The organism is Piscinibacter sp., from assembly GCF_047600445.1.
Classification (GTDB): Bacteria; Pseudomonadota; Gammaproteobacteria; order Burkholderiales; family Burkholderiaceae_C; genus Piscinibacter.
In genome coordinates this window covers 725,708-747,872 of sequence record NZ_JASGKT010000001.1, presented here as the reverse complement: position 1 = coordinate 747,872, position 22,165 = coordinate 725,708, and the positions used below count along the sequence as shown (strand labels likewise).

Annotated in this window: 18 protein-coding genes and 1 tRNA gene; 9 read left to right on the top strand and 10 right to left on the bottom strand. The window is 72.1% G+C overall.

Annotated features, from left to right (window positions below; all coding sequences use genetic code 11):
- Nucleotides 1-2 precede the first annotated feature (2 nt).
- Complete coding sequence (locus QM792_RS03480; protein ID WP_415147791.1) at nt 3-2,696, bottom strand: protein kinase domain-containing protein; 2,694 nt, start codon at nt 2,694-2,696, stop codon at nt 3-5.
- A gap of 201 nt (nt 2,697-2,897) precedes the next feature.
- Between QM792_RS03480 and QM792_RS03475 the strand changes: the two genes are divergently transcribed.
- From QM792_RS03475 to QM792_RS03460, 4 genes are all read left to right on the top strand, one after another.
- Nucleotides 2,898-4,823, top strand: coding sequence for an InlB B-repeat-containing protein (locus tag QM792_RS03475; protein ID WP_415147790.1), 1,926 nt, complete (start codon nt 2,898-2,900; stop codon nt 4,821-4,823).
- Nucleotides 4,824-4,858: 35 nt separating this feature from the next.
- On the top strand, nt 4,859-5,164 hold the full coding sequence (locus QM792_RS03470; protein WP_415147789.1) for a hypothetical protein: 306 nt from the start codon (nt 4,859-4,861) through the stop codon (nt 5,162-5,164).
- Nucleotides 5,165-5,338: 174 nt separating this feature from the next.
- On the top strand, nt 5,339-5,710 hold the full coding sequence (locus tag QM792_RS03465) for a helix-turn-helix domain-containing protein (protein ID WP_415147788.1): 372 nt from the start codon (nt 5,339-5,341) through the stop codon (nt 5,708-5,710).
- Entirely contained in the window at nt 5,704-7,026 is a 1,323-nt protein-coding gene (locus QM792_RS03460) for a HipA domain-containing protein (RefSeq protein ID WP_415147787.1), read from the top strand. Before QM792_RS03465 ends, QM792_RS03460 begins: the two co-directional genes overlap by 7 nt.
- Before the next feature lie 97 nt (nt 7,027-7,123).
- Here the strand turns inward: QM792_RS03460 and QM792_RS03455 are convergent.
- The 5 genes from QM792_RS03455 to rsmB all read right to left on the bottom strand — a co-directional run bounded on the left by QM792_RS03455 (nt 7,124) and on the right by rsmB (nt 12,204).
- Nucleotides 7,124-7,199 (bottom strand) — tRNA-Phe (locus QM792_RS03455).
- Nucleotides 7,200-7,242: 43 nt separating this feature from the next.
- Complete coding sequence (locus QM792_RS03450; RefSeq protein WP_415147786.1) at nt 7,243-7,950, bottom strand: response regulator; 708 nt, start codon at nt 7,948-7,950, stop codon at nt 7,243-7,245.
- Between the two features lie 6 nt (nt 7,951-7,956).
- On the bottom strand, nt 7,957-10,281 hold the full coding sequence (locus QM792_RS03445; RefSeq protein WP_415147785.1) for an ATP-binding protein: 2,325 nt from the start codon (nt 10,279-10,281) through the stop codon (nt 7,957-7,959).
- A 10-nt stretch (nt 10,282-10,291) separates the two neighbouring features.
- The gene (locus tag QM792_RS03440) at nt 10,292-10,831 is read right to left on the bottom strand and encodes a DUF4390 domain-containing protein (protein ID WP_415147784.1); all 540 of its coding nucleotides are present in this window, start codon (nt 10,829-10,831) and stop codon (nt 10,292-10,294) included.
- Nucleotides 10,832-10,896: 65 nt separating this feature from the next.
- Nucleotides 10,897-12,204, bottom strand: coding sequence for a 16S rRNA (cytosine(967)-C(5))-methyltransferase RsmB (rsmB, locus tag QM792_RS03435; protein ID WP_415147783.1), 1,308 nt, complete (start codon nt 12,202-12,204; stop codon nt 10,897-10,899).
- A 91-nt stretch (nt 12,205-12,295) separates the two neighbouring features.
- Here rsmB and folE point away from each other — a divergent pair, with 91 nt between their 5' ends.
- Both folE and QM792_RS03425 read left to right on the top strand, forming a co-directional pair.
- The gene (gene folE, locus QM792_RS03430; protein ID WP_415147782.1) at nt 12,296-13,030 is read left to right on the top strand and encodes a GTP cyclohydrolase I; all 735 of its coding nucleotides are present in this window, start codon (nt 12,296-12,298) and stop codon (nt 13,028-13,030) included.
- Between the two features lie 2 nt (nt 13,031-13,032).
- Nucleotides 13,033-13,458: a BLUF domain-containing protein gene (locus QM792_RS03425; RefSeq protein WP_415147781.1), complete on the top strand. Its 426-nt coding sequence runs from the start codon at nt 13,033-13,035 to the stop codon at nt 13,456-13,458.
- Between the two features lie 168 nt (nt 13,459-13,626).
- Here the strand turns inward: QM792_RS03425 and QM792_RS03420 are convergent, their stop codons facing one another.
- Together QM792_RS03420 and QM792_RS03415 are read right to left on the bottom strand one after the other, a co-directional pair.
- Nucleotides 13,627-13,938 carry a DUF167 domain-containing protein gene (locus QM792_RS03420; protein ID WP_415147780.1) on the bottom strand — a complete coding sequence of 104 codons (312 nt, stop codon included), beginning with the start codon at nt 13,936-13,938 and terminating at the stop codon, nt 13,627-13,629.
- 4 nt (nt 13,939-13,942) lie between these two features.
- Nucleotides 13,943-16,504, bottom strand: a complete 2,562-nt coding sequence (locus QM792_RS03415) for a DNA topoisomerase III (RefSeq protein WP_415147779.1) — start codon at nt 16,502-16,504, stop codon at nt 13,943-13,945.
- Between the two features lie 113 nt (nt 16,505-16,617).
- On the opposite strand from QM792_RS03415, the gene QM792_RS03410 reads away from it, so the two are divergent.
- The 3 genes from QM792_RS03410 (at nt 16,618) to QM792_RS03400 (ending at nt 18,841) form a co-directional block, all read left to right on the top strand.
- Entirely contained in the window at nt 16,618-17,118 is a 501-nt protein-coding gene (locus QM792_RS03410; RefSeq protein WP_415147778.1) for an SET domain-containing protein, read from the top strand.
- A 136-nt stretch (nt 17,119-17,254) separates the two neighbouring features.
- Entirely contained in the window at nt 17,255-18,154 is a 900-nt protein-coding gene (locus tag QM792_RS03405) for a biotin--[acetyl-CoA-carboxylase] ligase (protein WP_415147777.1), read from the top strand.
- A gap of 6 nt (nt 18,155-18,160) precedes the next feature.
- Nucleotides 18,161-18,841: a hypothetical protein gene (locus QM792_RS03400; protein ID WP_415147776.1), complete on the top strand. Its 681-nt coding sequence runs from the start codon at nt 18,161-18,163 to the stop codon at nt 18,839-18,841.
- On the opposite strand, the gene QM792_RS03395 is transcribed toward QM792_RS03400, so the two are convergent.
- Nucleotides 18,786-20,492, bottom strand: a complete 1,707-nt coding sequence (locus QM792_RS03395; RefSeq protein ID WP_415147775.1) for a S8 family peptidase — start codon at nt 20,490-20,492, stop codon at nt 18,786-18,788. The genes QM792_RS03400 and QM792_RS03395 overlap by 56 nt on opposite strands.
- On the bottom strand, nt 20,489-22,153 hold the full coding sequence (locus tag QM792_RS03390; protein ID WP_415147774.1) for a S8 family peptidase: 1,665 nt from the start codon (nt 22,151-22,153) through the stop codon (nt 20,489-20,491). The genes QM792_RS03395 and QM792_RS03390 overlap by 4 nt, the downstream gene beginning before the upstream one ends.
- Nucleotides 22,154-22,165: the final 12 nt, after the last annotated feature.

The following is a 22,165-nucleotide window of genomic DNA, read 5'->3' as shown; positions in this document are numbered from 1 at the left end:
ACTCAGCGCAGGCGCTCGCGCGCCTGCCGGGCCACGACGTAGACGCGGCCCGGCTGCGCCAACGCCTCTTCCGACTTCAGCGCGACGAGCGCCGCATCGAGCAGCGGCCGCGCCGCCGCCGCATCGCCGCGGCGCTGCAGCGCGATGCCGCGCAGCGCGTCGATCGCGGCGGGCCAGGTGCCGGTGGCGCGGCCGGACTCGAGCGCGTCCGGGTCGAGCTGCTCGATCAGCGCCTGCGCGCGCCCGGTCTCGCCGATTTCCAGCTCGATCAGCGCGAGCACGAAGGCGGCGTCCTGCGTCTGCGGCGAGCCCGCGCCGGCGAGCCGGCGCAGCGCCTCGTGCGCGCGGCGCGCCTTGTCGGCGGCCTCGGCGGCGCGGCCGGCCTCGGCCAGCGTGCGCGCCCAGTTCAGCAGCGTCACGTGGGTCGATGCATGGCCGTCGCCGAACTTGGCGCGCACGCGCTCGTGCACCGTCTGCGCCCAGCCGATCGCGCGCGGCCAGTCGCCGCGGCGGAACGCGACGCCGAGCAGTTCGTTGAGCAGTTGCAGGTGGCGCGTGTGGTTCTCGCCGAGCCGCGCGGCGATGGTCGGCCGCGCGTCGAGCAGCAGGCGTTCGGCGGCCGCGTGGTCCTCGCCCTGCGCGCGCACCAGCGCGAGCCGCGCGAGCGCGACCAGCAGCTCGTTGTCCCGTCCACGGCCCTGCGCCTCCTCGATCAGCCGCCGGCCTTCCTCGGCCGCCTGCGCGTCCTGCCCGGCGAGCGCGAGCGCGTTGATCAGTTCCAGGCGCAGCGCGTCACGCTGCGCGGCCTCGCCCGCCGCGGCGCCGTCCAGGCCGTCGATCGCCGCGCGCAGCTCGACGACGGCCTTGGCGTAGTCGCCCTGCCCGATCAGCAGCGTGCTGCGCGCCGTCGCGACACGCGGCCGGGCGCGCGGATCGTCGGACGCCGCGCTGAGCCGCTCGAGCGCCTGCAACTGCTGCTCGGCCTCGCGCAGGCGCCCGGTGCGGCCGAGCACGCGCACCAGCACCGCACGGGTCTGCAACGCGCTGCGGCTCGCGCCGGCGCCGTCGCGTTCGAGCAGTTCGAGCGCGCGCCGCGCCTCGGCTTCCGCGTCCTGGAACAGGTCGATCGCACCGAACAGCGAGGCGAGGCTGCCGCGGATCGCCGCCTCGGTGTCCGACTGCGCGCCGAAGCGGTCGGACGCGCGCTCGCGCGCCGACAGCAGCACCTCGCGCAGCGTCGCGTCCGGGCCCTTGGCCGAGACCAGCGGGTTCGAGCGCCCGATCAGGTCCTCGTCGAGGAAACGCGCCAGCGCCGTCGCGCGCTCGAGTTCGACGCCCGCCTGGTTGCGCGCCTTCACCGCCTGCTGCTGCAGCCACACCGCGGCCACGATGCCGAGCACGAGCACCGCGAACAGCGCCCGCACGAGCGGCCTGCGCGCCCGGCTGCGCGCGAGCAGCTCGCGCTCGCGGCGCTGGGCCTCCTGCGCGCGCTGCTGTTCGAGCCTGTCGGCGCGCCGCTGGTCGAGGCGGCGCAGGCGGTCGGCGAGTTCGGCCACGCTCGCGAGCCGCCGCTCGGGGTTGCCGTCGGTGGCGCGCCGCAGGTCCTCGCGCAGCAGCTCGTCGCCGACCTGCGCCTCCCAGCCGGGCGCCATCGGCTGGCCGACCCGCCCGGCGAGCAGTTGGTAGAGCACGACGCCGAGCGCGTAGACGTCGCTCTTCACGGTCGGCGCCTGGCCGGTGAAGAGCTCGGGCGCGACGTACAGCGGCGTGCCCGAGGTCGCGTCGCCGCCGGGCCGGTCTTCGACGGTCATGCCCAGGCGCGTGATGCCGGCCTGGGCGAGCCGGTCCGGGTCGAGCAGCCGGCCGCTGCCGAAGTCGGTCAGCCGCACGTGCGGCGCGCCGGCGTCGCCGCTGACGAGCACGTTCGCGGGCTTCAGGTCCTTGTGCAGCACGCCGACGGCATGCGCCGCCGCGACGGCGTCGGCGATCTGCAGGAACAGGGCGATGCGCGCGCCCGTGTCCAGGTCCGGCAGGTGTGCCTCGGCCCACTCGGCCAGCGTGGCGCCCCCGTAGCGGCACTCGAGGAAAAACGGCGCGGTCTCGAAGTTCCAGTCGAGCACCTCGACGACGTGGCTGGCGTCGTCCAGGCATTCCTGCAGCAGGCGCAGCAGCGTCACCTCGCGCTTGAGCGCGCGCAGCCGGTCGGCGTCGAGCGCGAACTTGTAGACGCGCTGCTCGCGCGTCTTCTGGTGCTCGCCGAGCCAGACCTCGCTGCCGGCGGTGCGGCCGAGCGGACGCAGCAGCACGAAGCTCGCCCGGCCCGGCACACCCTGCCCCGCCTCCAGCGCGAGCGTGCTGACGAACTGGCGGCCGACGGCGGTGCGGGCCACCGCCGCGTCGAGCCGGTAGCCGACCCGCGCCTGGGTCGAGATGCAGCTCGCATTGGCCTCGCCGAGCGCGCGCCGCAGCTTGTTGATCGCGTTCGGCAGCACCTTGTCGACCGTGATGCGCCCGGCCCAGACCTCGCGCAGCAGCTCCTCCTTGGTCACCACCTCGCCGGCGTGCTGGAGCAGGTAGGCGAGCACTTCGAGCGCGCGCCGTTCCACGTCGGCCGGCAGTCCGGCGACACGCAGTTCGAAGCGGGATTCGTCGAATTCGGCCGTGCCGAAGCGATAGCAGAACGCGGGTCGTTCCATCGAGAGGGGGTTGTCCATCAGCGCCACGGCAGGCCTTTTAGACCAACGGCGCCGCCCTTGCGGGGTGGAACCGCCGGCGTTACCGATCCGTTATCGGGCGTGGCCGCGCCGTGCCGACGCGGCGAGGGCGCGAGCCTAGCATCCGCCGCCGATCGACGACCCCACCCCTGGGGCGCGACATCCCACGAACACATTGAACGCATGAAACTGAATCGAGCAGGGCTGAAGACGAGTACGCGGCGGCCGGCCGGCCGCCGCGCCTGGTTCGCGCTGGTTGGCGCCGCCGCGGTGCTGGTGGCCGGGTGCGGAGGTGGCGGCGGCGGCGGCGGTGAACCGCCACCCGGGCCGGTCATGTACCCGGTGACGGTGAGCGTCACCGGCAACGGCAGCGTCGCCAGCACCAGCGGCGGCATCAACTGCGGCACGGCGTGCCGCGCCGACCTGGCCGCCGACACCGTGCTGACGCTGACCGCGACGCCGGCGGCCGGGCACCTGCTGCAGGCCTGGGGCGGCGCCTGCGCCGGGGCCGCCGGCGCGGCGCGCTGCGAGGTGTCCGTCACGCAGGCGACCGCGGTGTCGGCCACCTTCGTTCCGCAGGTCGCGGGCAGCTTCACGCTCTCGGTGGCGGTGAGCGGCAACGGCAGCGTGCGCTCGCAGCCGGCCGGCATCGATTGCGGCAGCGCCTGCAGCGCGGGCTTCGCCGGTTCGAGCTCCGTCGTGCTGACCGCCACGCCGACGCAGGGCCAGACCTTCCAGTCCTGGGGCGGCGCCTGCAGCGGCTCGGCCGCCACCTGCACGGTCTCGATGACCGCGGCACGCAGCGTGACGGCGAGCTTCGTGGCCACGCAGGCGCCGGCGCCGACCTGGGGTGCCGCGGCACTGCTCGAGGACAGCAACGACTTCAACGTCGCCGGCACCAACATCTTCGGCGACACGAACGCGCTGACCGCGGTCGATCCGGCCGGCAACACGCTGGTCCTCTGGGAGCAGTCCGACGGCGCGCCGAACGGCAACACGCGCAAGGTCTGGTCGCGCCGCTACGTGCCGGGGCAGGGCTGGGCGGCCGCGGTGGTCGTGCCGGGGCTGACGACGGCGAGCTCGTCGGTCGCCCTCGTCACCGGGCGCCTGCTGGTCGACGCGAGCGGCACGGCGACCTGGATCCGCCACAACTTCGAGACGCGCCGCTACAGCGCGGCCGGCGGCTGGTCGGCCACCGCGTTCAAGCCGGCGGGCAGCGGCAGCGGCGAACTCGCCGACGCCAGGATCGAGGCGAACGGCAGCGTGCACCTGCTCGGCATCGGCAGCAACGACGTGCTCTACAGCCGCCTGCCGGCCGGCAGCAGTCAGTGGACGGCGTGGGCCGACGTGAGCTTCACCGACCTCGCGACGCGCGACGCCCAGCTCGCGCTCGGCGCCCAGGGCAACCCGATCGCGGTCTGGCGCGAGCGCAACCCGGGCGACTCCAACTACAGCATGAAGGCCAACCGTGCCGCCGGCGGAAGCTGGCAGCAGCCGGTTCGCATCGAGGAGGTGCTGACGCCGGTGCACGACTCGGCGCCGCGCATCGCCAGCGACGCGGCGGGCAACGCGATCGCCGCCTGGCACCAGGGCAATTCGGTCTACGTGAACCGCTTCGACGCGGCGACCAATGCCTGGGGCAGCGCCAGCCAGATCGACGCGAACCAGGTGGACGGCATCTTCTCGGCGCGCCTCGCAGTCGCGATGGCGGCCGACGGCCGCGCCGTGCTCGCCTGGTCGTCCGGCATCTACGGCGTCAAGTCGATGACCTGGGCGCCGGCGACCGGCTTCGCCGCACCCGTGACGGTGACGAGCTACAGCAGCGGCCACTGGCTCGGCATCGACGCCGACGGCCGCGCGTCGCTCGTCTACCGCAGCGTCAGCCAGTGGCCCAACCCGACCGACGCGACGCAGAACCTCTACACGCGCGAACTGCCGTGGGGCGGCGCCTGGAGCGCGGCGACGCTGCTCGAGAACGGCGCGGGCGACGTCAAGTCCGGCGCGCGCTGCGCCTTCAACGCGGCGGGCCAGGCCGCGTGCGCCTGGGCGCAGGACGACCTGGCGGGCAGCGCCGTGCGCAACAGCCTGTGGGCGGCCGTGCGCCGCTGACTCCACACGACGACTCCACGCAGGAAGACACCATCATGAGACCCATCCGATCCCGCGCCTACGCGCTCGCCGCCCTGGCAGCCGCGGGCTGCGCCTCCATCGCCGTCACCGACGACGCGCTCGTCGACCGCACCGCGTTCGCGCTCGGCCTCGCCAAGGGCGACTTCACGATCTCCAACCGCAGCGACGAAGGCACGACGACGCGCTACAGCGTGCGCACGAAAGCCGGGCAGGACTTCAACTGCTTCGTCGGCGGCTCGATCAGCGTGCTCGGGCGCAGCGTCTCCGAGGCGATCTGCACGAAGAAGGGCGAGACGATGCGCAATCCGCTGCTGCGCTGACGCGCGCGCCGCCGCGACGGCGAAGGGGTCGGCTCGACGAGGGCCGGCCCCTTCTTGCTTGGCCGTTTCGAGAAAGAAATGGTGTCGACACATTATTCGCCAAGGCCGATAATTTCATAAAACATGCCATAGATTGTTTGTTGCATTTACAGGCTTTGGCTTATAGGATGTGCCATGGCCGATGTCTACCCCGTCCGCTTCCCCGATCAACTCCGACAGCATCTGCGGGCACTGCGGAAGCGGCATGACCTGACTCAGGCCCAGATCGGCGCACTCGTCGGCGTCAGCCAGGCCCGGATCGCAGAGATCGAAGCAAACCCGGGCCTGGTCAACTTCGAGCAGTTGATGAAGCTCCTGTCCGTGCTGGGCGTCTCGCTGACCCTGCAGGAGGAAGCGGCCGCGCCGGTCGCCACCCGCCCCCCCGCAGCCAAGACCTCGAAGCCGAAAGCCACCAAGCCACAGCCCAAGGCAATCAGCAGACAGCCTGAGGTCAAGCCCGCTTCCCGTCGAACCCTCGTGGCCCGCCCCAAGAAGGGCTCGTGGTGACCCAGTCGCTCAACGCCTGGATGAACGGCGAACGGGTCGGCACCTGGCTCGTCGACCGGAACTCGCACGCCTTCCGCTACGACCCGTCCTGGCTGGAGTCCCCCCGCCGGCGATCGCTCTCGCTCTCCCTGCTGATCAGCGGATCGCTGGAGATCCAGGGCCAGCAGGTCCGCAACTACTTCGACAACCTGCTGCCGGACAACGAACGGATCCGCTCGCGGCTGCGAAGGCGCTTCGGCCTGCGGTCCAGTGAGATCTTCGACCTGCTGGAGGCCATCGGCCGCGACTGCGTCGGGGCCGTGCAGCTCCTGCCCGAAGGCGTCACGCCGAAGGGTTGGGACCGGATCGAGTGCGACCCGCTGACCGAGGCGCAGATCGTCGATCTGCTGCAGGCGGTGCCGTCGGACACCGACCCCGGCTCGATCCATGACGACGACCTGTTCCGGATCTCCATCGCGGGCGCGCAAGAGAAGACTGCGCTCACCCGGTGGAAGGGCCAATGGTGCCGGCCGCAGGGCGCCACGCCCACCACCCACATCATCAAGCTGCCGCTGGGCCTCATCGGCGGATCGAAGCGGGTCGATGCCTCGGACTCGGTCCAGAACGAGTGGCTGTGCGCGCGGATCGTCGCGGAGCTCGGGCTGCCCGTCGCCTCGACATCGATGGAGGTCTTCGGCGACCAGACCGTATTGATCGTCGAGAGGTTCGACCGCGAGTGGATGGACAGGGGAAAGTGGATCGCTCGACTGCCCCAGGAAGACTTCTGCCAGGCATTGGGTGTCGGGCCGGACCAGAAGTACGAACAAGCCGGTGGCCCCGGCATGCAGAAGTGCCTGCAACTGCTGCAGGGCAGTGCCGACCGTGAGGACACGACGCTCTTCCTGCTCGCGCAGCTTGCGTTCGTGCTGATGGCGGCCACCGACGGCCACGCCAAGAACTTCTCGATCTATCTCGACCGCGGCGATGCCTATCGGATGACGCCGCTCTATGACGTCCTGTCGATGTGGCCCTACTACGGTGACGGCGCCAACCAGTTCAGGCAGCGCAAGGCGGGTCTGGCGATGGCCGTGCGCTCGAAGAACGCACACTATCTGTTCCACACGATCCAGGCGCGCCACTGGCAGCAACTGGCGGCCAAGCACGGCGGCGACACCGTGTGGGCCGAGATGATCGACCTGGTGACCCGTGTCGACAGCGCACTGACCAGGGTGGAGCGAAGACTGCCCAAGGACTTCCCGGCTCCCACCTGGGAGAGCATCTCGACTGGCATGAGAAGCGAGGCCACTCGATTCCTGAGGGAGGCTGGACTGCTCTAGCCAGCAGGCCTCCATAAGCCGGCCAAACGGCCAACTTGTGGGGCAAAGCGCATCGCAAAAGAAAAATGCCCCGGGGCCGGGGCATTCTTGTATGACTTGGTGGCCAAGGGCGGAATCGAACCACCGACACGCGGATTTTCAATCCGCTGCTCTACCAACTGAGCTACTTGGCCACGTGAACTGCGAAGTATAGCCGAGGCGCGCCGCCCGGCCGGGTCAGAGCGTTCCGCTGCGCTTGTTGCGCGAGAGGTCGACGCCGAGCTGCTTGAGCTTGCGGTACAGGTGCGTGCGCTCCAGGCCGGTCTTCTCGGCCACGCGGGTCATGCTGCCGTTCTCCTGCGCGAGGTGGAACTCGAAATAGCTCTTCTCGAAGGCGTCGCGCGCCTCGCGCAGCGGGCGGTCGAGGTCGAAGCTCTGCTCGGCCTGCGGGCCCAGCAGCAGCGGCGCGTTCGGCAGGCCCTGGCCGCCGGTCATCGCCGCCTCCACGGTCAGCGTGGTGTCGCCGATGTGGTGGTTGTGGTGCGGGTGGCTCACCGGCGTGGCCGGCCGCGCCACGGCGCTGGGCTTGGCCAGGCCCTGCTCGACGGCGCGCAGCAGCTTCTGCAGCGTCACCGGCTTCTCGAGGAAGGCCATCGCGCCGAACTTGGTGGCCTCCACCGCGGTGTCGATGGTGCCGTGGCCGCTCATCATGATCACCGGCATCGTCAGCAGCCCGGTGGCGCCCCACTCCTTGAGCAGCGTGATGCCGTCGACGTCGGGCATCCAGATGTCCAGCAGCACGAGGTCGGGGCGCAGCCGTTCGCGCACGGCGCGCGCCTCGGCGGCGTTCTCCGCCATCTCCACCGTGTGCCCTTCGTCGGTCAGGATTTCCGACAGCAGCGCGCGGATGCCGAGTTCGTCGTCAACAACAAGAATGATCGCCATGGATGGTCAATGCGTCCGGCTCGCGAGGCCGTGGGCCGGAGCGAACTTCGAAAATGATAGCGAAACTTGCGCCCCGCCCGGCGCGGCGGCGCCCGGGGGCGCGGCAGTGTCGCCGCCGGAGGCGTCTTGCGCCACCCCCAGGTTGGCGATGCGGATGCGTGCGCCGTGCTCGTCGGCGATTTTCTTGACAACGGCCAAACCCAGGCCGGTGCCCTTGCTCTTGGTCGTGACGTAGGGCTCGAAAGCGCGCTTGAGCACCTTCTCGGCGAAGCCGTGGCCGTTGTCGACCACCTGCAGCCGCACCGCGCGCAGCTCGCCCTGCTCGGTGCGGGTGGCCTCGGTGCGCACGCGCACGCGGCCGTCGGGCCGCTCGACCACCGCGTCGAGCGCGTTCTGCACCAGGTTGTGGATCACCTGGCGCAACTGGGTGCTGTCGCCGACGATGGGCGGCAGCCCCTCGCCCAGCTCGGCGTGCAGCCGCCCGGCCTCCTGCGCGGTGACGTACAGGCCCAGCACCTCGGAGACCAGCGCGTTGAGGTCCAGCGGCGTCATCTGCGCGGCCGGCAGGCGCGCGTAGTCGCGGAATTCGTTGACCAGCGTCTTCATCGCCTGCACCTGGTTGACGATGGTCGCCACCGAGCGCGCCAGCATGGCCTGGTCGGGCGCCTCGAGCTTGGCCTCGAGCTTGTGCTGCAACCGCTCGGCGGAGAGCTGGATGGGCGTCAGCGGGTTCTTGATCTCGTGCGCCAGGCGCCGCGCCACCTCGCCCCAGGCCTGGGTGCGCTGCGCCGAGACGACCTCGGTGATATCGTCGAACACCAGCAGCCGCGCGCCCTGCGGCATCGCCGCGCCGCGCACCAGCAGCGTCAGCGAGTCGCGGTCGCGGCCCTGCGCGTCCTGCGTCTGGAGTTCGAAGCTGTCCTGCCACTGGTCGCGCTCGCCGGCCTCGGGGCTGGCGGCGTGCAGCTCGAAGCGCTGCCACACCGCCTTCGCGAAACCCTCCAGCGCCGGCACCTCGTCGAGGCGCCGGCCGTGGTAGGCCGACAGCGGCAGCTTCAGGATGCGCGTCGCGCCGGGGTTGACGGTGTCGATCAGCCCGGCGCGGTCGAACACGATCACGCCGGCGGTCAGGTTGTCGAGGATGGTCTGCAGGTTGGCGCGCGCGCCCTCCACCTGGCGCACGCTGCGCTGCACCAGCGCGCGCGCCTCGGAGATCTGCTCGGTCATGTCGGCGAAGGAGCGCGTCAGCCCGCCCAGCTCGTCGCCGGAGGCGAACACCGGCTTGGCGCTCAGGTCGCCGCGCGCCACCTGGTCGACGCCCTCGGCCAGCAGCAGCAGCGGACGCGCCAACTGGTTGCCCAGCAGTGCGGCCAGCAGCACCGCGCCGAACACCGCCAGCACCAGCGCCAGCGTGAGCGTGCCGATGTACATGCGGCGCAGGCCGTCGCGCGCCAGCGCGCGCTGCTGGTACTCGCGGTAGGCGCTTTGCACCGCCAGCGCATTGGCCGAGAGCGCCGCCGGCAGCAACTGGCGCACCATCAGGTAGCGCTCCTGCTCGTCGAGCGCGAAGTTGGCGCTGGGCACCAGCGCGAGCACGCGGATGCGCCCCTGCGCGGCGCTGCCGGCGTCCTCGTCCAGCCCTTCGAGCACGCCGGCCACGCGCTGCAGCCGGGCGCTGTGCAGCAAGGCGGGGGCGGGCCGCTCGGGCAGCAGCGCGGCGCTGTTGCTGGCCGCCAGCAGCGTCTGGCCGCCGGCGTTGACGATGGCCGCCTCCTGCGCCGCGAGCTGCTCGCGCAGCCGCTCCAGCGCCAGCGTGGTGGCGCTGCCGGGGCGGCCCGCCACCAGCGCCGCGGCGACGCTGCCGGGGCCGCCCTCGGCGAGCTTCTCGGCGGCCAGCCGGGTGCGCTGCGCCAGCTCGTTGACGAGCGCGTCGAGCGTGCCGCGGCCGAGGTTCAGGCCGGCGTCGAGCGCGCTCTCGACCTTGACGTCGAACCAGCTCTCGATGCTGCGCGAGACGAACTGGTAGCTGACGGTGTAGATCAGCAGCCCCGGCAGCACGCCGACCAGCGCGAAGATCGCCGCCAGCTTGAGCAGCAGCCGGCTGCCGAACTTGCGGCGCCGCACGCGCGCCACCAGGCGCACCGAGGCGATGCCGATCACCAGCAGCAGCAGCGCGGCCACGGTGACGTTGACCCAGAACAGCCAGACGTAGTGGCGCTCGTACAGCGCCGGGCTGTTGGTGGCCACCGACAGCAGGAAGGCCAGCACCAGCCCCGCGCCGGTGGCCGCCACCAGCGCGACGATCCAGGCCCAGCGCTTCGCCTTGGTCACGGGCGGGAATCTAGTCGAAGCGCTGCGTGCGCTCGAGCGCCAGCGCCCAGTCGGGCTGCGAGGCGATGCCGATCTGCATCGGCCGCGGCAGCAGCGAGGTGTCGAGCCGGAAGCTGAATTCGACGTAGTGGCTCCCGCCCTCCTCGATCTGCGCGGCCTCGGCGATCTTCCAGTTCACGCCGCGGCGGATCGCCGCGAAGGCCTCGGCGCGCGTCGTGTAGCTCTGGCTCAGGCCGGCGAAGGTGACGCGGTAGTTGGAGGTCAGCGGCTGGTAGACGATGCGCCAGACGCGCGAGGCGCTGGCGACGCGCTTGTCGCGCCAGTACCAGCGGTCGCGGAAGACCTCGGCCTCGGCGACGAAGTACAGCGGCACCGACTTGGCCAGCGCCTCCTCGGCGCCGCGCGGCAGCTCGAAGTTCAGCGCGTAGTCGATCGAGACGCCCTCGTCGTTGCGCACCACCACGAAGGAGATCAGTTCGGCGTCGCTGGCGCGCGCCGGCAGCGCCGCGGCCACGAGCCCGAGCAGCAGCGCCAACGCCAGCAGCAGCACCCGCGCCGCGCGGGAGGCTGGACGTCCAGTCGGGGGTGCCGCGCTGCGCATGGGCTGGGCCGGGGTCAGGTCTTGTGGAGCAGGCTGTAGAAGAACCCGTCGGCCGGTGCACCGGAAGCGGGCGGCGACGGGTCGGCTCGATTGTCGGGCAGCGGCAGCAGATGGCCGGGCGAGGGCGGGTTGGCGGCGGGCGCGGCGTCGCCGTGGCGTTGCAAAAAAGCGTCGATCTGGTCCTGCCCCTCGGCCTTGAAGACCGAGCAGGTGCAGTACAGCAACCGGCCGCCGCGCGCCAGCGTGGGCCACAGCGCGTCGAGCAGGCGCGCCTGGGTGCGCGCCAGCGCGGTGATGTCGCCGGCGCGGCGCAGCCAGCGCACGTCGGGGTGGCGGCGCACGATGCCCGAGGCGCTGCACGGCGCGTCGAGCAGGATGGCGTCGAACGGCCGGCCGTCCCACCACGCCGCGACATCGCCGGCGTCGGCGGCGAGCGTGCGGGCTTGCAGGTGCAGCCGGCCCAGCGTGTCGTGCACCCGTTCGAGACGGCGGGCGTCGCTGTCCAGCGCCAGCACGTCGAGATCGGCCCGTTCTAGCAGGTGCGCGGTCTTGCCGCCCGGCGCGGCGCAGGCGTCGAGCACCCGCGCGCCGGCGGGCAGCCCGGCGCCGATCAGCAGCGGCGCCGCGCGCTGCGCGGCGGCGTCCTGCACCGAGACGTCGCCGTCGGCGAAGCCGGGCAGTTGCCCCACCGGCACGGGCTGCGCCAGGATGACCGCTTCCGTGCCCGGCAGCACGCGCGCCGCAAGGCCGGCGCCGGCCAGGCGCGCCGCGTAGGCCTCGGCGCTGCCGCGGCGGGCGTTGACGCGCAGCGTCATCGGCGGGCGCTGCTGGCCGGCTTCGAGCACCTGCTGCCAGTGCGCCGGCCAGTCGCGTTGCAGGCGCTCGATCCACCAGCGCGGATGGCTGAAGCGCGCCACCGGGTCGGCCGCCACCGCCGCCAGCAGCGCCTCGCGCTCGCGCAGGAAGCGCCGCAGCACCGCGTTGACGAAACCGCCGCGCGCCTTCGCCGCGGCCACCGCCTGGTCGACCAGCGTGTGCTCGGCATAAGGCGGGCCGGAATCGGGCCACAGCAGCGCGAGCGCGGTCAGCAGCAGCGCGTCGAGCGCGGGCGCCGGCGCGCGCGGCACGAGCCGCGCGCGCACCGCCTGCGCGCCGCCCAGCCAGCGCAGCGCGTGGAAGGCCAGCGCCTGCGTGCCCGGCCGCGCCGGCGCCGGGCAGGCGGCCAGCGCGTCGTCGAGGCTGCGGCCGGCGCGCACCGCCTGCACCGCGGCGGCGGCATGGGTCAGCAACTGGGCGAGCGGCAGCGTGGCGGGGGCATTCACCGCGCGCAGTCTACGGGCTGGGCCGGCCCCGGCTGCGCGGCCGCGCGGCCTGCGCTACGCTCACGGGCCCTGCTTCGCCGCCCGCACCACGATGCCCGCCCAACAAGCCACCCCGATCTTCCGCACCGAGGAGGAGCTGGCGCGCCTGCCGGCCTCGGAGCGCATCCGCTACCGGCTGGTCGGCGCCGCGCGCCGCTTCCACGCCAACGACAACATCGCCGATCAGGTGCGCCCCGGCGAGCTCGACGAGCTGAAGGCCGAGGTCGAGGCGAAGATGCAGGAGGTGCTGCGCGCGCTGGTGATCGACACCGACAGCGACCACAACACGCAGGAGACCGCCCGGCGCGTGGCCAAGATGTTCGTCGACGAGGTGTTCGTCGGCCGCTACAGCGCGATGCCCGCGGTGACCGAGTTCCCCAACGCCTCGCGGCTGAACGAGCTGATGATCGTCGGGCCGATCAAGGTGCGCAGCGCCTGCTCGCACCACCTGTGCCCCATCCTCGGCAAGGTCTGGATCGGCGTGCTGCCCAACGAGTTCTCGAATTTGATCGGCCTGTCGAAATACGCGCGCATCTGCGACTGGATCATGAGCCGGCCGCAGATCCAGGAGGAGGCGGTGACCATGCTCGCCAACGAGCTGCAGAACCGCGTCAAGCCCGACGGCCTGGCCATCGTGATGGAGGCCGACCACTTCTGCATGCACTGGCGCGGCGTCAAGGACGACGAGTCGGCGATGACCAACTCGGTGATGCGCGGCGCCTTCCTGAAGGACGCCAACCTGCGGCGCGAATTCCTGTCGCTGCTCAGCAAGAAGAACGGCAACTGACCATGCTCGTGCGCCTGATGTACGCCAGCCGCGCCGCCGAGTCGGTGGGCCAGGACGAACTGCCCGCGATCCTGCGCCAGGCCAAGGCGCGCAACGCCGCGGCCGGCATCACCGGGGTGCTGTGCTTCTCCGGCGGCATCTTCGTGCAGGTGCTCGAAGGCGGGCGCATGCCGGTCAACGCGCTGTACGGCCGCATCGTCGCCGACGCGCGCCACCGCGAGGTGGCGCTGCTGAGCTACGAGGAAGTCGGCGAGCGCCGCTTCGCCGGCTGGTCGATGGGCCAGGTCAACCTGGCGCGCCTGAACCCGGCGCTGCTGCTGAAGTATTCCGAGACCGCGGCGCTCGACCCCTACGCGGTGTCGGGCCGGGTGACGATGGCGCTGTTCGAGGAGCTGGTGGCCACCGCGTCCATCGTCGGGCAAGGTTAGGGCCTGTTCACCCTACGGATGCCAGATGCGTTGCCCCGACAAAGCCCGCGAGCAAGGCGCGAACCGCAGCCCAGGCTGGACGCCTGGGCAAGGTTTGCAACGCCGCGCGCGGGCTTTGTCGGGGCAACCCGCAGGGAACGGGCCTGGCATCCATAGGGTGAGCAGGCCCTAGGCCAGCAGCCGCCGCACCGCCTCGACCACGACTGGCGGCGGCGCGGCCATCTCGACCCATTTGCGCCGCGCCGTCGCGCCGCGCACCAGCGTCAGCGCGCGCCTGGGCACGTCGAACTCGTCGGCCAGCCAGGCCAGCAGCGTCTCGTTGGCCTTGCCGTCCACCGGCGGCGCGGCCAGGCGCACGCGCAGCGCGCCGTCGTGGGTGCCGTCGGCGCCGGTGCGCTTCGCGTTGGGCACCACGCTGACGGCCAGCCACAGCCGCTCGCCGTGGCGCGTCAGGCAGGCGGGCAGTTCGTCGTCCGCCACGCGCTCAAGCGCTCTTCTTCGCGGCCGCCTTCTTCGCGGCGCGCGGCTCGAACTCGAACACCACCTTGCCTTCCTTCTTGTCGTAGGCGAGGTAGGCCTTGAACTTGCGCCGCGTCTTGTTGGAGACGAAGTTCTCCAGCAGCTCGGTCTTGCCGCCGGCCAGCAGCTTCGTCATCTGCTCGCGCGCCACGGGCTGCTGCAGGATGATTTTGCCGCTCTTGAAGTCGCAGGTGACATGCGCGCCCACCGCGTGCTCGCAGAGGTAGCTGCTGCCGTGTTCGAACACCCTGCCCTGGCACTTCGGGCAGTGGCCCAGCGGCTCCTGGCCCGAGAAGTCGACCGGCTCGCCGTCGCCCTCGGCCTTCTTCGCGTCCTCGCCGAAGTCGAACTCGAGCTTCCAGTTGGCGATCTCGTCGTCGTAGGCCAGCTTCAGCTCGGCGGTGAAGGGCCAGCCGGCCTTGGAGCGGAAGCCTTCCAGCGGGCCGATCTTCCTCTCGGCGATGAAGCGCTCGACCTCGTCGAGCTCGAAGCTGCGCCCGCCGGGGATCTTGCTGATCGAGAAACCGCAGCCTTCGGAGTCGCCGCTCTTGCCGGCGCAGGCGAAGCGGCGATAGTTCTCCTTGACCACGCCGCCGCACTTCGGGCAGGCGACCTTCAGCGTCGCGTAGTCGCCGGGGATGGTGTCGCGGTCGTATTCCTTGGCCTTGCGCACGATGCGCTCGGCCATCGCGGCGATCTCGGCCATGAAGGCGTCGCGCTGCAGCCGGCCCTTCTCCATCTCGGCGAGCTGGTATTCCCAGTTGCCCGTCAGCTCCGGCTTGGTCAGGTCTTCGACGCCCAGGCCGCGCAGCAGCGTCATCAACTGGAAGGCCTTGGCCGAGGGCACCAGCTCGCGGCCTTCGCGGTGCATGTACTTCTCGAGGATCAGGCCTTCGATGATGGCCGCGCGCGTGGCCGGCGTGCCCAGGCCCTTCTCGGCCATCGCCTCGCGCAGCTCGTCGTCGTCGATCAGCTTGCCGGCGCCTTCCATCGCCGACAGCAGCGTCGCCTCGGTGTAGCGCGCCGGCGGCTTGGTCTTCAGCGCGTTGACGGCCACGCTCTCGGTGCGCACCACCTCGCCGGCGGCCACCGGCACCAGGTTGGCGTCGTCCTCCTGCGCCTCGCGGCCGTACACCGCCAGCCAGCCCGGCTTGACCAGCACCTTGCCGTTGGTCTGGAAGCTGTGCTCCCGGCCGTCCTTCCTCACCGTGCCGATGCGCGTCGTCACCAGGTACTCGGCGCTCGGGTAGAACACCGCGAGGAAGCGCTTGACCACCATGTCGTAGAGCTTGGCCTCGACCTCAGTCAGGCTCTTGGGCGCCTGCAGCGTCGGGATGATCGCGAAGTGGTCCGACACCTTGGCGTTGTCGAACACGCGCTTGACCGGCTTGACGTAGTCGTCCTTCAGCGCCTTCTTCGCGTGCGGCGCGAGTTCGCGCAGCGGGCCGGGCAGGTCTTCCTCGGCGATCATCGCCATCGTCTTCTTGACGACGCCGACGTAGTCCTCCGGCAGCGCGCGCGAATCGGTACGCGGGTAGGTCAGCACCTTGTGCTTCTCGTACAGCGCCTGCGCGATCGACAGCGTGGTCTTGGCCGAGAAGCCGAAGCGCGAGTTGGCCTCGCGCTGCAGCGTGGTCAGGTCGTACAGCAGCGGGCTGGCCTGCGTGCTCGGCTTGGACTCCTCGGTCACGCTCGCCGGCTCGCCGCGGCAGGCCTGCGCGATGGCCTGCGCGTCGGCCTCGGTCCACAGGCGGTCGGCGCGCTGCTCCGGGTCGTCGGGGTTCTTCTTGAACTTCGGGTCGAACCACTTGCCCTCGTACTCGCCGGCCTGCGCCGCGAAGGTGGCCTTGATCTCCCAGTAGTCGCGCGCCACGTGCCTGCGGATCTTCTCCTCGCGCTCGACGACGATCGACAGCGTCGGCGTCTGCACGCGGCCCACGGTGGTGAGGAAGAAGCCGCCGTCGCGCGAGTTGAAGGCCGTCATCGCGCGCGTGCCGTTGATGCCCACCAGCCAGTCGGCCTCGCTGCGGCTGCGCGCGGCCTCGGCCAGGCCCTGCATGTCCTCGTCGCGGCGCAGGTTGTCGAAGCCCTCGCGGATCGCCGCCGGCGTCATGCTCTGCAGCCACAGCCGCCGCACCGGATGCTTGCTCTTCGCGTGCTGCTGGATCAGCCGGAAGATCAGCTCGCCCTCGCGGCCCGCGTCGCAGGCGTTGATCAGCTCGGAGACGTCCTTGCGCTTGGCGAGCTTGACGATCGCGTTCAGCCGGCCCTTGCTCTTGTCGATCGGGTTGAGGTCGAAGTGCGGCGGGATCACCGGCAGGTGCGCGAAGCTCCACTTGCCGCGCTTGACGTCGTACTCCTCCGGCGCCTTGATCTCCAGCAGGTGGCCGACGGCCGAGGTGACGATGTACTTGTCGTTCTCGAAGTACTCGTCGTGCTTGTCGAACTTGCCGGCGCTCGGCGTCAGCGCGCGCACGATGTCCTGCGCGACGGAAGGTTTCTCGGCAATGATCAGGGACTTGGTCATGGTGTGTCGTGCGGTGCTTTCGCGGCGGCCGGCGGCCGCGTCAATACAATCCGGGCTTCGCGCGCACGCACGCATACGCGCGCGCGCCCATGAATTCAATGTACATAAAGACGATGATGGCGCAAGCACGCAACGGCAAGACCCACGCCGCCGCGAACACGGCGGCCGCGGGGCGGCGCATCCAGGTGCGGCGTTCGGGCGTGCACGGCAAGGGCGTGTTCGCGCTCAAGCCGCTGGCGCGCGGCGAGGTGGTGATCGAGTACAAGGGCGAGGTGATCGACTGGCCCGAGGCGCTGCGCCGCCACCCGCACGACCCGAGCGATCCGAACCACACCTTCTACTTCCACATCGACGAGCACAACGTCATCGACGCCAAGGTCGGCGGCAACGCGGCGCGCTGGATCAACCACGCCTGCGACCCGAACTGCGAGGCCGACGAGGTCGACGGCCGGATCTTCATCAAGGCGCGCCGCGCCATCCAGCCCGGCGAGGAGCTGTTCTACGACTACGGCCTGGTGATCGACGAGCGCTACACGCCCAGGCTGAAGAAGCAGTTCGCCTGCCGCTGCGGCTCGAAGAAGTGCCGCGGCACCATGCTCGCCCCGAAGCGCTGAGGGTCCGATCCATGATGCGTCAACGCGGGCGGGCCGAGCGCCGGGCCGCTCCCAAGCCTGTCCTGAGCTGTGTCGAAGGGCCGGCCCGCATCCCCTCGGGGGATCGCCCGGCGTACCCGCCGGGCGAGGGGTCGTCATGACCGCCGCGCATCTGACCTGGGGCGCCGAGGAGCTGTGGCTGCAACTGCGCGAGCCGCTGCCCGGCCTGAGCGTCGAGGTCGTGGAGCGTTGCGCGTCGACCAACACCGCGCTGCTCGAACGCGCCCGCGTCGAGGTGCGGCCCGCGCCCGACGACGCCGAGGTGCTGGTGCGGCGCAGCGTCGAGAGCGGCGCCTTCGGCCGGCGCGCCGCCGACGTGCAGCCCTGCCTGCTGGTGGCCGAGCACCAGAGCGGCGGGCGCGGGCGCATGGGGCGGAGCTGGGCCTCGGAGGCGGGCGCGTCGCTGACCTTCTCGCTGTCACTGCCGATCGCGCGCGAGGACTGGTCGGGCCTGTCGCTGGCGGTCGGCGTCGCGCTGGCCGACGCGCTCGACCCGGCCGCCGAGGGCCAGCCGCCGCGCCTCGGCCTGAAGTGGCCCAACGACCTGTGGCTGATGGACGGCCCGCTGCGCGGCGGCCGCGGCCGCAAGCTCGGCGGCGTGCTGATCGAGACGGTGTCGGCCGGCGACGTGCGCCTGGCGGTGATCGGCATCGGCCTGAACGTGCAGCCGCTGGCCGAGGTGGACGCCGGCAGCGGCCTGGCCTGCGTGCGGGAGATCGATGCGCGCGCCGATCCGCCGGCCGTCCTGCACCGCATCGCGCTGCCGCTGGCGCTGGCGCTGCGCCGCTTCGAGGCCGAGGGCTTCGCCGCCTTCGCGGCCGCCTACGCACGCCGCGACCTGCTCGCCGGCCACGCGCTGAGCACCACCCAGCAAGGCGTGGGCGTGGGCATCGCCTGCGGCGTCGACGCGGACGGCGCGCTGCGACTGCAAACGCCCGACGGCCTCGTCTCGATCCACAGCGGCGAAGTGAGCGTGCGGCTCGCGCCGCCGGGCTGAACGGCGATGCTGCGCACCGTGGTGCTGCTGCTGGCGCTGGCCAACGCGCTGTTCTTCGCCTGGACGCAGGGCTGGCTGGCCGGCGCGGGCGGCCTGCGGCCGCACCCCGAGCGCGAGCCGGAGCGGCTGGCGCGCCAGGTCCACCCCGAGCACATCGTCGTGCTGCCGCCCGGCGGCGCGGCGGGGCCGGAAGCCACGCCGGCCAGCGCGCCGCAGCAGCACGGTGCCTGTCTCGAAGCCGGCCCGTTCGCGGCCGGTGCCGTGGCGTCGGCACGGGCCGCCGTGCAATCGCTGCAACCCGCACTGCCGCCGGGAAGCTGGCAGGACGTGGCCGTGACACGCCCGGGCAGTTGGATGGTCTACATGGGCCGTTACCCGAACCGCGAAGCGCTGGCGAAGAAGGAAGAGGAATTGAAGCGCACGCGCGTCGCCTTCCAGCCCGTCGACGAGCCGGCCGAGTTCACGATGGGCTTCTCGCTCGGCCGCCACGACACGCGCGACGGCGCCGAGCGCGCGCTCGAGCAGCTCGGCCAGCGCGGCGTGCGCAGCGCGCGTGTCGTCGAGCTGGTGGCGCCGGCCACGCTGCACCTGCTGCGCGTGGCCAGGGCCGACGCGGCGCTGGCCGAACGCCTCAGCGCCCTGCGCCTGCCGGCGCTCGGGCGCGGCTTCGCGGCCTGCGCCGGCTGAGCGCCGCCACGGCCAGCGCCAGCGCGGCCAGCCAGCCGGCGCCGAGCGCGCCGCCGCCTCCGCCGTCCTGCTTGAACGCCCGGTCGATGTCGGCGTTGTCGACCACCTCCGGCTGGCGGTTCGGCGCCACGTAGCTGTCCGGCGCGAGCGCATAGGCCATCGCGCCGGCGGCATCGAGGATGCCGGCGCCGCAGGTGGCGGTGGTGCAGACGCAGCGGCCGGAGTTGCGCTCGGAACAGCTTGGCATCCGCGGCACGAGCACGTGGGGCCGCGCGCTGCGCTGCAAGCCGTCGATGATCTGCGCCACGCTCAACGACGGGTTGGCGCTCAGCATCAGCCCGATCACGCCGGACACCGCCGGCGCCGCGAAACTGGTGCCGGCCTCGCGCGTGTAGTCCGGACGGCCCGGCGCCATCCGGCCGCCGTTGCCGACGGTCAGCAGCCCGTCGTCGCCGAGATCGATGCCCCACTCGCCGATGTCGCGCGGGTCGCCGCCGACGGTGGCGATCTTCACCGCCGCGCCGAAGTTCGAGTAACTGGCCTTGAAGCCGTCGCGGTTCAGCGCCGCCACGCCGACCACGCCGCGGCAGCTCGCCGGCCGCGTCACCGCGCCGTGCTCGTTGCCGGCCGCGGCCACCACCACCACGCCCTTGGCGGCCAGTTCGTCGATGGCGTCCTGGTAAGCCGCGTTGCAGGCCGCGCTGCCGCCGAAGCTGATGCTGACCACACGCGCCGGGTTCGGGTTGCGCGGCACGCCGGCGACGGCCAGGCCGGCGGCCCAGCGCATGCCGGCGACGATGTCGGCCACGTCGGCGCCGCACTTGCCGGCCACGCGCACCGGCAGCACGCGGCCGTTCCAGTTGATCGCGGCGACGCCGATGCCGTTGTTGGTGTCGGCCGCCAGCATGCCGGCGATCGCGGTGCCATGCCAGGAGCTGTCGGCTTCGTCGCAGTCGCCGAACAGCGCCGGGTTGGCCGTGCGATCGGCGCCGTTGACCCAGTCGCCCGGGTCCGACGGGTCGTCGTCCCAGCCGTCGCCGTCGTTGGCGTATTCGACCGTCGAGACGAAGTCGCGCCCGGGCAGCACGCCCTGTGTCAGGTCGGGGTGCGCGGTGATGCCGGTGTCGAGCACCGCCACCACCGCGGCGGCGCTGCCGTGGCTGGTCGTCCAGGCGTTCTGCACGCCGGGCACGCCGCGGCGGCGCTCTTCGATGTCGTTGGCGTTGCTGCCGCCGGCCGGGAACAGCCACCACTGGCCGCTGCCCTGGTAGCTGGCGGCGAAGCGCGGATCCTGCGGCACGTCGAGGCGGCGCTCGCGCTCGTTGGGCACCACCCACTCGACCTCGGGCGATTCGGCCAGCCGCAGTGCGAGGCGCTGCGCTTCCTCGCGCGACAGGCGCGCGCCGAAGTCGACGTGGCGCGAGCGCACGCCGAGATGGCGGCCGCGCGCCGCCAGGCCGGCCACGCGCAGCACGCGCGCCAGGCGCGCGTCGACTTCCGGCACGGCGTCGGCGGGGCGCTCGCGCAGCTTGACGATCAGCCCGTTGACCGACGACGGCGCGGCCGTCGCCGCGGCCGCGAAACCCAGCGCCGCGAGCCCGATGCCCGCCAGACGAAGCGCGAGGCAGGCCGTGGGGCAGCGCCGCGTCACGGCGCTTGAACGCCGCGGCGCGTGCGCCGCAGGCTCCACACCGCGCCGGCCAGCCCGGCGAGCCAGCCCAGGCCCAGCGCACCACCGCCGCCGCCGCCGCCGGAACCGCCGCCGCTGCCGACCCCCGCGGCGGCGCGCACCGCGGCGTCGGCATCGAGCATGCCGGCGCCACAGGTGCTGGTGGTGCAGTTGCACTGGTCCTGCTCGGTGCCGTCGGGTGCGCGGCAGTTGGCGATGTCGGAGTAGACCGGGAAGGGCCGCGCGCTGCGCATCAGCAGCTGGCGCAGCTGGGCCGGCGTCAGTTCGGGTTTCACCGACAGCATCAGCGCCGCGGTACCGGCCACCAGTGGCGCCGAGAAGCTGGTGCCCACCGTGGCGTTGAAGGCGTCGGTGTAGATGGCGCCGGCGCTGCCCGCCACCGGGTCGTACGCGCCGCTGTTGGCGGTGGTCAGGATGGGGTACAGGCAGGCGCCGCTGGCCGTCACGCAGTTGCCGGCGGGCGCGCTGAGGCTCAGTTCGGGGCCGATGTCGGAGTAGCCGACCTTGTCGCCCTCGTGGCGCAGGCCGCCGACGCCGATCACGCCCGAGCAGTTGGCCGGCTCGGAGACCGCATGCCCGGCGCCGTTGCCGGCCGAGGCCACGATCACGACGCCGCGCGCGCTGATCTGCGCGACGGCATCGCGATAGGCCGACGAGCAGGCACCGGATCCGCCGAGGCTGAGGTTGAGCACCTTGGCCGGGTTCGGGTTGGTCAGGCCGTCGACCGTGATACCGGCCGCCCAGCGCATGCCGGCGAGGATGTCGGCGTCGAACCCACCGCACTTGCCAAGGACGCGCACCGGCAGAACGCGCACGCGCTCACGACCGACGCCGGCCATGCCGATGCCGTTGTCGGTGGCCGCGCCGATGATGCCGCTGACCTGCGTGCCGTGCCAACTCGAACCTGAGATGTCTTCTGACGTGCACGGATCGAAGTTGCCCGTGTCGATGTCGGCTTGGGTCAGGAAGTCGCCAGGATCAGAGGGGTCGGAATCACGGCCGTCGCCATCATTGGCAGTGGGGACGTCACCGACCATGTCGTAGCCCGGCAGCAGCTTGCCGGCCAGATCGGGGTGATCGAAGCGCACGCCGGTGTCGAGCACCGCCACCACCACCGGCGCGAGCGTGGCCGCCGGCACGCTCCAGGCCGCCTCGGCGTTGATCGCCGACAGCGCGCTGGGATCCGGCGCACGCAGATACCACTGCCCCGCCACCGGCCCGCCGCTTTGCTGGGCCGGGTTCAGCGCCGGCCCGGTGCCGTAGAGCGGATCGTTGGGCGCGGCGGCGCGCTGCTTGCGCCGATCCGGCACCGCGTACTCGACGTCGGCCTCGCGGCTCAGGCGCGCCGCCAGCGCGTCGGAGTCGAGGCCGGCGGCGAACACCACCTGGGTGTTCTCGCCCACGCCGCGCCCGGCGCCCAGCGCCAGGCCGAGGCGCGAGCCGAGCGCGGCGGCCTGCGCCTCGTGGCGCTGCGTCGCACTCTGCACCTGCTTGCGCAGCGCCGTGGAATCGGCCTTGAACTTGACGATCACACGCGCGGTCGGCGCGGCATCGGCCGCCGTCGCCGCCAGCGGCACCAACAACGACAAGGCCAGGGCGAGGCGCGGCAGTTTGGATTTCAAGACGTCTTCTCC

What these genes read in the sequence shown, in the direction of transcription:
- QM792_RS03465 (WP_415147788.1), top strand. Translation starts at nt 5,339, where the DNA reads ATGGCCGATGTCTACCCCGTCCGCTTCCCCGATCAACTCCGACAGCAT.
- QM792_RS03480 (WP_415147791.1), bottom strand. Translation starts at nt 2,696, where the DNA reads ATGGAACGACCCGCGTTCTGCTATCGCTTCGGCACGGCCGAATTCGAC.
- QM792_RS03450 (WP_415147786.1), bottom strand. Translation starts at nt 7,950, where the DNA reads ATGGCGATCATTCTTGTTGTTGACGACGAACTCGGCATCCGCGCGCTG.
- QM792_RS03415 (WP_415147779.1), bottom strand. Translation starts at nt 16,504, where the DNA reads ATGACCAAGTCCCTGATCATTGCCGAGAAACCTTCCGTCGCGCAGGAC.
- QM792_RS03425 (WP_415147781.1), top strand. Translation starts at nt 13,033, where the DNA reads ATGCTCGTGCGCCTGATGTACGCCAGCCGCGCCGCCGAGTCGGTGGGC.
- QM792_RS03405 (WP_415147777.1), top strand. Translation starts at nt 17,255, where the DNA reads ATGACCGCCGCGCATCTGACCTGGGGCGCCGAGGAGCTGTGGCTGCAA.
- QM792_RS03400 (WP_415147776.1), top strand. Translation starts at nt 18,161, where the DNA reads ATGCTGCGCACCGTGGTGCTGCTGCTGGCGCTGGCCAACGCGCTGTTC.
- folE (WP_415147782.1), top strand. Translation starts at nt 12,296, where the DNA reads ATGCCCGCCCAACAAGCCACCCCGATCTTCCGCACCGAGGAGGAGCTG.
- QM792_RS03470 (WP_415147789.1), top strand. Translation starts at nt 4,859, where the DNA reads ATGAGACCCATCCGATCCCGCGCCTACGCGCTCGCCGCCCTGGCAGCC.
- QM792_RS03475 (WP_415147790.1), top strand. Translation starts at nt 2,898, where the DNA reads ATGAAACTGAATCGAGCAGGGCTGAAGACGAGTACGCGGCGGCCGGCC.
- QM792_RS03410 (WP_415147778.1), top strand. Translation starts at nt 16,618, where the DNA reads ATGATGGCGCAAGCACGCAACGGCAAGACCCACGCCGCCGCGAACACG.